The 9310-nt window shown below is 73.3% G+C and carries 2 protein-coding genes; both read right to left on the bottom strand.

The window, feature by feature from the left end; all coding sequences use genetic code 11:
• A partial coding sequence (locus ACFYP5_RS38530; protein WP_389044700.1) for a beta-ketoacyl synthase N-terminal-like domain-containing protein occupies window positions 1-923 on the bottom strand: 923 nt, incomplete at its 3' end.
• A gap of 123 nt (window positions 924-1046) precedes the next feature.
• Window positions 1047-9209, bottom strand: coding sequence for an SDR family NAD(P)-dependent oxidoreductase (locus ACFYP5_RS38525; RefSeq protein ID WP_389044697.1), 8163 nt, complete (start codon window positions 9207-9209; stop codon window positions 1047-1049).
• Window positions 9210-9310: the final 101 nt, after the last annotated feature.

Below are 9310 nucleotides of genomic sequence, written 5' to 3'. Positions count from 1 at the left end.
CGAATCACCCGCTGCTGCGACGGACCGTTCGGCGCCGTCAGACCATTGCTCGCACCGTCCTGATTCACCGCCGAACCCCGCACCACCGCCAGCACCGGATGCCCAAGCCGCCGCGCATCCGACAACCGCTCGAGAAGCAGCATTCCGACGCCCTCTCCCAGGCTGGTGCCGTCGGCGGCCCCGGCGAAGGCCTTGACCCTGGCGTCGGCGGCCAGTCCACGCTGCCGGGAGAAGTCGACGAACACGTCGGGGGTGGACATCACGGCGACGCCGCCGGCGAGCGCCATCGAGCACTCACCACTGCGCAGTGCCTGCACCGCCAGATGCAGCGCCACCAGGGAGGAGGAGCAGGCGGTCTCCACGGTGATGGCCGGGCCCTCCAGGCCCAGGGTGTACGACACCCGGCCCGAGGTCGCACTGCCGGAATTGCCGATGCCGAGCAGTCCCTCGACCTCGGCGGGGACCCGGCCACGCGGCACGTAGTCGGCGTACATGACACCCGCGTACACCCCGACCCGCTCGCCCTGGAGGGTCGTGGGGTCGATCCCGGCCCGCTCGAAGACCTCCCAGGAGGTCTCCAGCAGCAGCCGCTGCTGGGGATTCATCGAGAGCGCCTCACGCGGGGATATCCCGAAGAAGCCCGCATCGAACTCCGCCGCGTCCCGCAGGAACCCGCCTTCACGCACGTACGACGTACCGGAGTGGTCCGGATCCGGGTCGTAGAGCCCCTCCAGGTCCCAGCCCCGGTCCTCGGGAAAACCGGACACGGCGTCCTCGCCTCGTTCGAGAAGCCGCCAGAGACCTTCGGGGGACGCGACACCGCCGGGCAGCCGGCAGCCCATCGCGACGATCGCGACCGGCTCGGTCCGGGCCGCCTCCACCTCGCGCAGACGCTTTCCGGTGCTGCGCAGGTCCGCCAGCACGCGCTTGAGATAAGCGCGGAGTTTCTCATCCTGGGTGGTCATGCCGGTTCAGTCCCTTGGTCGGAGTGCCGCACGGGCAGATTCTCGGGGCGGCCGGTTCGATCCGGGCCCGCTGTCGTGGGGTCACGAGCTGCCGAGTTCGCTGTCGATGAGGTCGAAGAGGTCCTCGTCGGTGGCCGCTTCGAGGTCGAAGTCGTCGTCGATCTCGACGACGCCGCCCTCGGCCGGGGCCGGCGCCCCGGCTTCGGGCTCCTGCGCCTCGGGCACCAGCTGTTCCTTCAGCTGCCGGGCGAGAGCCATCGGCGTCGGGTGGTCGAAGACGAGCGTCGCGGGCAGCCGGACCCCGACGGCCTCGCTCAGCCGGTTCCGCAGTTCCACGGCCAGCAGCGAATCGAAGCCCACGTCCTTGAACTGCTGTGTGGGTTCGATGCCGTCGGCCGGCGCGAGGCCGAGGACCGTGGCGACCTGGGTGGTCACCAGTCCGAGCAGGACGCGACTCCGTTCGACGTCGGGCAGCGTCGCCAGGCGTTCGACGAGGGACGGTCCCCCGGGCCGGCGGGCTGCCCGAGCGGTGCGACGAGGAGCCCTGACCAGGCCGCGGAGGACCGAGGGCACCTCGGCCTCTCCTGCGGCGCCGCGTGTCCCGAGCCCGGCGAGGTCGAGCCTGGCCGGCACGAGCAGGGTCTCGTGGGACCGCAGAGCGGTTTCGAACAGCCGCATGCCCACGTCGGAGGACAGCTCCAGCATGCCGCCGCGCCTGCTGCGCTGCAGGTCGGCCTCGCTCAGGTGGCCGGTCATCCCGCTGGCCTCGCCCCACAGGCCCCAGGCCAGGGAGACCGCGGGCAGCTTCCGGGCGCGGCGGAGCAGGCCGAGCCCGTCGAGGAATCCGTTGGCCGCCGCATAGTTGGCCTGGCCCGGGGTGCCGAAGACACCGGCCGCCGAGGAGAACAGCACGAACGCGGCCAGATCCAGATCCTGGGTGAGCTCGTGCAGGTTCCAGGCGGCGTCGGCCTTCGGTGCTAGGACCACGTCGAGCCGTTCCGGGGTCAGTGCGGCGACCACGCCGTCGTCGAGCACCCCGGCGGTGTGCACGACACCGGTCAGCGGGTGTTCCTGCGCTATGCCGGCCAGCACGGTGCGCAGTGCCTCCCGGTCGGCGGCGTCACACGCCTCGATCCTCACCTCGGCGCCGAACTCGGCCAGTTCCGCCACCAGTTCCTCGGCGCCGGGCGCCCCGGTGCCACGCCGGCTGACGAGCACGAGGTGCCGGACCCCTTGCTCGGTGACCAGGTGGCGGGCCACGAGTCGACCGATCATGCCGGTGCCGCCGGTGATCAGCACCGTGCCGTCGGGATCCAGCGGACGGTCCGCCCCGGACGGCTGAACCCCCGCACGGGCCAGGCGCGGCACGGACAGTTCACCCGCCCGCAGGGCCAGCTGGGGCTCACCGGTGGCGACGGCGGAGGACAGCACGGCCCGGGACCCGGGGGCGGCGTCGAGATCGGCGAGTACGATCCGGCCCGGATACTCCGACTGGGCGGAACGGACCAGACCCCAGACCGCGGCGGCGGCCGGATCCGTCTCCTCGGCTTCCCGCACGGCGACCGCGCCCCGGGTGACGAGGACGAGCCGGATCCCTTCCCGAGCGGGATCGGCGAGCCATTCCTGGAGCAGGGCAAGGGTGCGGCCGGTCAGCAGGCGTACCCTCCGGAGGCTGTCGTCCTCCCCGGGCCCGTCCGGCGCGGTGACCCCGGCGTACGCGAGGAGGTCGACGAGGACGGCGTCGGGTGCCGCACCGCCCGCGGATCGTGTCCCGTCGCTCCCGTTCACGAACTCGTCGGTGTATTCGGGCAGTTCCGGAGCCTCTGCCGTCGGCGCGGCGTGGGACCACTCCATCCGGAAGAGCGCGTCCGCCGGCTCGGAGGATGCGGACATCCGCCCCGGGCCGAGCGGTCGCAGAACCAGTGAGCCGACCGACAGGACCGGCTCGCCCGTGGTGTCGGCGGCGTGCAGCGCCATCCCACCGGAGCCGTCCGGGGTGACCACGACCCGCAGGGCCGTGGCTCCGGACGCGTGCAGTTCCACGCCGCTCCACGCGAAGGGGAGCAGAGGCCCCTCCTCGTCCGTGCCGTCCCCGGTGAATCCTCCGGCGTGCAGGGCCGCGTCGAACAGCGCGGGGTGCAGCCCGTATCCCCCTGGCTCGGTGCCTTCCGGCAGCGTCACCTCGGCGAACACCTCGGTTCCGCGCCGCCACACCCCGGTCAGGCCCTGGAACAGCGGCCCGTACTCCAGACCTCGGTCGAGCTGACGCTCGTAGAACCCGTCGACGTCCACGGCTTCGGCACCGGCCGGCGGCCACTGGCCGGGACCGGAGCCGGCGCCGGCGCCGGCGCCGGCGCCGGCGCCACGCTCGACGAGGACGCCACGCGCGTGGCGGGTCCAGACCTCGCCCTCGGCCGAGCCGTACACACTCACCTCGCGGCGGCCCGAATCCTCGGGCCCGGTGACGGCGACCTGGATCCGGACGCCGGTCCGTCCGTCGACCACCAGCGGCGCCTCGATGACGAGTTCTTCCACCACTCCCGCACCGGCTTCGTCGCCCACACCGATGACCAGGTCGACCAGGGCCGCACCGGGCAGCACCGTCGCACCGGACACCCGGTGGTCGTCGAGCCAGGCACTGGTGGCCGGGGTGATCAGGCCGGTGGCGAGAACCCCGCCGGAGCCGGGCAGCGAGACCACGGCGCCCACCAGGGGGTGGCTCCCCTCGTCCAGTCCGACGGCGTTCATGCTGCCGGCGCCTGGTACGTCGGCGTGCCAGTAGTGCTCGCGCTGGAAGGCATACGTCGGGAGGTCGACCCGCGCGGCTGCGGTCCCCGCGAACAGGGCTTCCCCGCCGGCCTTCGCTCCCCGTACGCCGAGTTCGGCCAGGGACCGCATGACCCGCCGCAACGAGCCCTCGTCCCGGCGCAGAGTGCCGGTCACCATGGCCGTCACACCGTCCCGGGCGTCCAGGACCTCCTGCACACTGCTGGCGACGACCGGGTGCGCACTGACCTCCACGAAGAAGCGGTGGCCCTGGTCGAGCAGCGCATCGGTCGCCTCCCTGAACCGGACCGTCTGCCGCAGGTTGCGGTACCAGTAGCCGGCGTCCATCCCGGTGCCGTCCTGCCATGCGCCGTCGACCGTCGAGTACAGCGGCACCTCGGCACGGCGCGGCTCCAGACCGGTGAGCAGCCCGGCGAGCTCGTCCTCGATGAGTTCCACGTACGAGCTGTGCGAGGCGTAGTCGACCGGGACCATCCGGACCCGGACGCCCTCCGCCCTCAACTCGGCGTGCAGGGCTTCGAGTGCGGCAGGCGCGCCGGCGACGACGACCGAGGAGGGGCTGTTGACGACGGCGGTCTCCACACCGTCGGGCAGCCGCCGCCCGGCCTCTTCGGCCGGGAGAGCGACCGACATCATGCCTCCCTGGCCTGCCAGGCCCCGGGCGATGACCTTGCTGCGCAGCGCCACGACCTTCGCGGCGTCCTGGAGCGACAGGGCACCCGCCACCGCGGCGGCGGCGATCTCTCCCTGGGAGTGGCCGACCACCGCGTCGGGCACCACGCCGAGCGATTCCCACAGCGCGGCCAGCGACACCATCACGGCGAAGGAGACGGGCTGGACCACGTCGACCCTCTCCAGAGAGGCGGCTCCCTCGCTCTGTCGGATCACGTCCAGCAGCGACCAGTCGGTGTGCGGTGCGAGAGCCGCCGCGCACTCGCCCATCCGGGCCGCGAACACCGTCGAGCTGTCCAGGAGTTCGGCACCCATGCCCACCCACTGGGACCCCTGGCCGGGGAAGACGAAGACCGTCTTGCCCTGGACGTCGGCGGTACCGGTGACCAGTCCGGGTGCGGATTCGCCGGCGGCGAGTGCGGCGAGGCCGGTCCCGGCCTCGCCGTTGTCGGCGGCGATCACCACCGCGCGGTGCGGCAGGGCGGCACGGGTGGTGGCGAGCGAGAACGCCACGTCGGTGGCGGAGACCTCGGGGTGGGCCGCGAGATGGGCGGTGAGGCGTTCGGCCTGGCCGCGCAGGGCCGCCCGGCTCTTGGCGGACAACAGCCACGGCAGCGGGGCGCCCGTCTCCCCCAAGGCTGCCGGCGAGACGCCGTTCCGCGGTGCGTGCGCGTTCTCCTCCGCGGGGGCCTGTTCCAGGATGACGTGGGCGTTCGTACCGGAGACGCCGAAGGAGGAGACGCCGGCCCGGCGAGGGCGGTCCGCGTCCGGCCATTCCCGGTTCTCGGTGAGCAGCTCCACGGCGCCGGCCGACCAGTCGACCTTCGGGGTGGGCGCGTCGACGTGCAGCGTCCTGGGCAGGACGCCGTGGCGCAGCGCCATCACCATCTTGATCACGCTGCCGACACCGGCCGCGGCCTGGGCGTGGCCGATGTTCGACTTCAGCGAACCGAGCCACAGCGGCCGGTCGGCCGGCCTGTCCTGCCCGTACGTGGCCAGCAGCGCCTGCGCCTCGATCGGATCGCCCAGCGTCGTCCCTGTCCCGTGCGCCTCCACCACGTCCACATCCGCGGCTTTCAGCCCCGCGGCCGACAGCGCCCCCCGGATGACCCGCTCCTGCGACGGGCCGTTGGGAGCGGACAAACCGTTCGACGCGCCGTCCTGGTTGACGGCGGAACCGCGGACGACGGCGAGCACGGGGTGGCCCAGGCGCCGTGCGTCGGAGAGCTTCTCCACCAGGAGCACCCCTACGCCCTCCGACCAGGCGGTGCCGTCCGCCGTACCGGAGAACGCCTTGACCCGGCCGTCGGCCGCCAGCCCGCGCTGGCGCGAGAACTCCACGAAGGTGTCCGGCGAGGCCATCAGCATGGCGCCGCCCGCCAGCGCCATCGAGCACTCGCCCGCCCGCAGGGCCTGCGCCGCGAGGTGCAGGCTGACCAGCGAGGAGGAGCAGGCCGTGTCCACACTGAGCGACGGCCCTTCCAGCCCGAGGAAGTAGCTGACCCTTCCGGAGGCCACGCTGCCGGCGGTGCCGGTGAGCCGGTAGCCCTCCAGGTCCCCCGGGGCGTTGTGCATGCCGAAGGTGTAGTCGTGGCTGATCAGGCCGGTGTACACACCGACCTTGGCGCCGGCGAGACTGCCCGGCTCGATACCCGCCCGCTCCAGCACCTCCCAGGACGTCTCCAGCAGCAGCCGCTGCTGGGGGTCCATCGCGACGGCCTCGCGCGGCGAGATCCCGAAGAAGCCGGCGTCGAACTCCCCTGCTTCGTGGAGGAACGCACCCTGCTGCACGTACGAGGTGCCCGGGTGCTCCGGATCAGGGTCGAACAGACGGCCCAGGTCCCAGCCCCGGTTGTCGGGGAAGTCGCCGATGGCGTCGACGCCGTCGGACACCAGCCGCCACAGGTCCTCGGGCGAGGCCACCCCGCCGGGGAACCGGCAGCTCATCGAGACGATGACGACGGGGTCGTCGTCCGCCGCGTCCGGCGCCGGCGGAAGGGGCGTGGCGACCGCCGGTTCGGCCCGGTCGCCGAGTATCAGGGTACGCAGGTGCCGGGCGAGCGCGGTCGGCGTCGGGTAGTCGAAGACGACGGTCGCGGAGAGCCGCAGGCCGGTGCCCGAGCCGAGCCGGTTGCGCAGCTCGACGGCGGTCAGCGAGTCGAAACCTGCCTCCTTGAAGGCGCGGGCGGCGTCCACCGTGTCGGGCGAGGTGTGCCCGAGGACGGTGGCCGCGTGGCCACGCACCAGGTCGACCAGGAAGCGTTCCTGTTCGTCGGCGGGCAGCGCGGCGAGGTGATCGGCCATCGATCCGCCCGCAGGGGTGGCCGTCCGCGCGGTCTGCCGGCCGGCCCTGACGAGGCCGCGAAGCAGCGGGGGCACCGGGCCGTCCGCTGACGCGGCGCGGACATCGGCGAGGTCGAGGACCGCCGGCACGAGTGCCGCGTCGGCGGAGTCCAGCCCGGCGTCGAACAGGGCCATGCCGCTCTCCGCGGTGAGGCCGAGCATGCCGCCCCGCTTGGTGCGCTGCAGGGCGGCGCCGTCGAGGTGGGCCGTCATGTCACTGCCGTAGGACCAGAAGCCCCACGCGAGCGAGGTGGCGGGCAGGCCCAGGGCGCGCCGGTGCACGGCGAGCGCGTCGAGGAAGACGTTGGCGGCGGCGTAGTTGCCCTGTCCCGGGTTGCCGAACGTGCCCGCGGCGGAGGAGAACAGTACGAAGGCCGCGAGGTCCAGGTCCCGGGTGAGTTCGTGCAGATTCCATGCAGCGTCGACCTTCGGTGCGAAGACCGTGTCGAGCCGCGCGGGGGTCAGCGCCGGGACCACGCCGTCGTCGAGGACGCCGGCGGTGTGCACCACGGCGGTCAGCGGATGGGCCGCCGGGATGCCGGCGAGGGCGCCGCGTACCGCGTCACGGTCGGTCGCGTCGCAGGCGGCGACCGTGACGTCGGCTCCCAGCTCACGCAGGGACGCGACGAGTTCGGACGTTCCGTCGGCGGCGGGGCCGCGCCGGCTGGTGAGCAGCAGGTGCCGCACTCCGTGCCCGGTGACCAGATGCCGGGCGGTCAACCCGCCCAGGCTGCCGGTTCCGCTGACCCACACCGTGCCTTCGGGGTCGAGGGCACGGGGTACGGTCAGCACCACCTTGCCGATGTGCCGGGCCTGGCTCAGGTAGCGGAACGCCTCGGGGGCATGCCGTACGTCCCACACCTTCCGGCGCGGCGGCCGGATCGCCCCGCTGTCGAACAGCGCGACGAGGTCGGTGAGGATCTCCTGGATCCGCTCCGGTCCGGCCTCGACCAGGTCGAACGCCTGGTAGTCGACGCCTGGACGGGCAGCCGCGACCTCTGCTGCATCCCGGATGTCGGTCTTGCCCATCTCCAGGAAGCGACCGCCTCGTGGCAGCAGTTCCAGAGAGGCGTCGACGTACTCGCCCGCGAGCGAGTCGAGGACGACGTCCATACCGCGTCCGCCGGTCGTGGCGAGGAACCGCTCGCGGAAGCCGAGGTCGCGGGAGCTGGCGATGTGGTCGTCGGCGAGGCCGGCGGCGCGCAGCGCGTCCCATTTGCCGGGGCTCGCGGTGCCGAACACCTCCGCGCCCCAGTGCTGGGCGAGTTGCACCGCAGCGGAGCCGACGCCACCAGTCGCGGCGTGCACCAGCACCGACTGGCCGGCCCGCAGACCGGCGAGGTCGTGGAGCCCGTAGTAGGCGGTCAGGAAGACGATCGGCACCGAGGCGGCCTCCTCGAAGGACCAGCCTCGAGGTATCCGGACCAGTTTGTGCCGGTCGGCCACCGCGAGCGGCCCGAAGCCGTCCTCCAGCAGACCCATCACCCGGTCGCCCGGGGCGAACCCGGTGACCCCGGGGCCGGCTTCGACGACCACACCCGCGCCCTCGCCACCGAGCGCCGCGTCGCCCGGGTACATGCCGAGAGTGATCATGACGTCGCGGAAGTTGACGCCCGCGGCACGGACCGCCACCCTGACCTGGCCCTCGGCCAGCGGAGCCGAGCCGGAGCCGGGTACCAGTGCCAGTCCGGCCAGAGTGCCGCGCTCGGTGACGTCCAGGTGCCAGGCAGCGGTGTCCCGGGGGACGGGAAGCGCGCGGTCGGAACCCCGGGCGAGCCGGGGGGCGCTGGCCTTGCCGTTACGCAGCGCCAGCTGCGGTTCCCCGGTGGCCAGGGCGGCACCGAGCGCCTCCCGGGACGCCGGGTCCCGGTCCAGGTCCACCAGCACGATGCGGTCCGGGCTCTCCGACTGTGCGGAGCGCACCAGCCCCCACACGGCGGCGGCCGCCGGATCGCGGATCTCGTCGGTGCCGTTCACCGCGACCGCCCCGGAGGTGACCACCACCAGTGTGGCGGGCTCCAGTTCGGGCTGGAGGGCCCAGCTCTGGAGGGCGTCCAGGGCGCGGGCGGTCAAGGTGCGGGCCCGCAGCGGAGCCGCCTCCGCGGCCGTTGCCGGTTCACGGCCGGTGGCAGCCTCTCGGCCTGCCCCGCCCGCACCGTCGGTCAGGTCGAGGAGCAGGGCCTGCGGCACACTTCCGCCGTCGCGTACGGCCGCGGCCAGCGCGGCCGCATCGGTGAACCCGGTCAGCCGCAGGGGCGCCTCTGCCGGAGTCACCGGCGTCCAGTCGACCTGGAACAACGACTCCTGGGCCACCGAGCGCGCACCGGCCAGCTGTCCTGCGGACAGCGGCCGAAGCACCAGCGACCCGACAGCGGCGACGGGCGTGCCCGTCGGGTCCGCGGCGCGCAGTGACATACCGCCCGCCCCGTCCACGGTCACCACGACCCTCAGTGAGGTGGCGCCGGACGCGTACAGGGCGACGTCGCTCCAGGCGAACGGCAGCAGCGTCCCGCCCTCACCGTCATCACCCGCACCCGCGAGGA

The organism is Streptomyces sp. NPDC005262, from assembly GCF_042872425.1.
Taxonomy (GTDB): Bacteria; Actinomycetota; Actinomycetes; order Streptomycetales; family Streptomycetaceae; genus Streptomyces.
The sequence above is the reverse complement of the archived record's forward strand: the minus strand, read 5'-3'. Positions and strand labels throughout refer to the sequence as shown.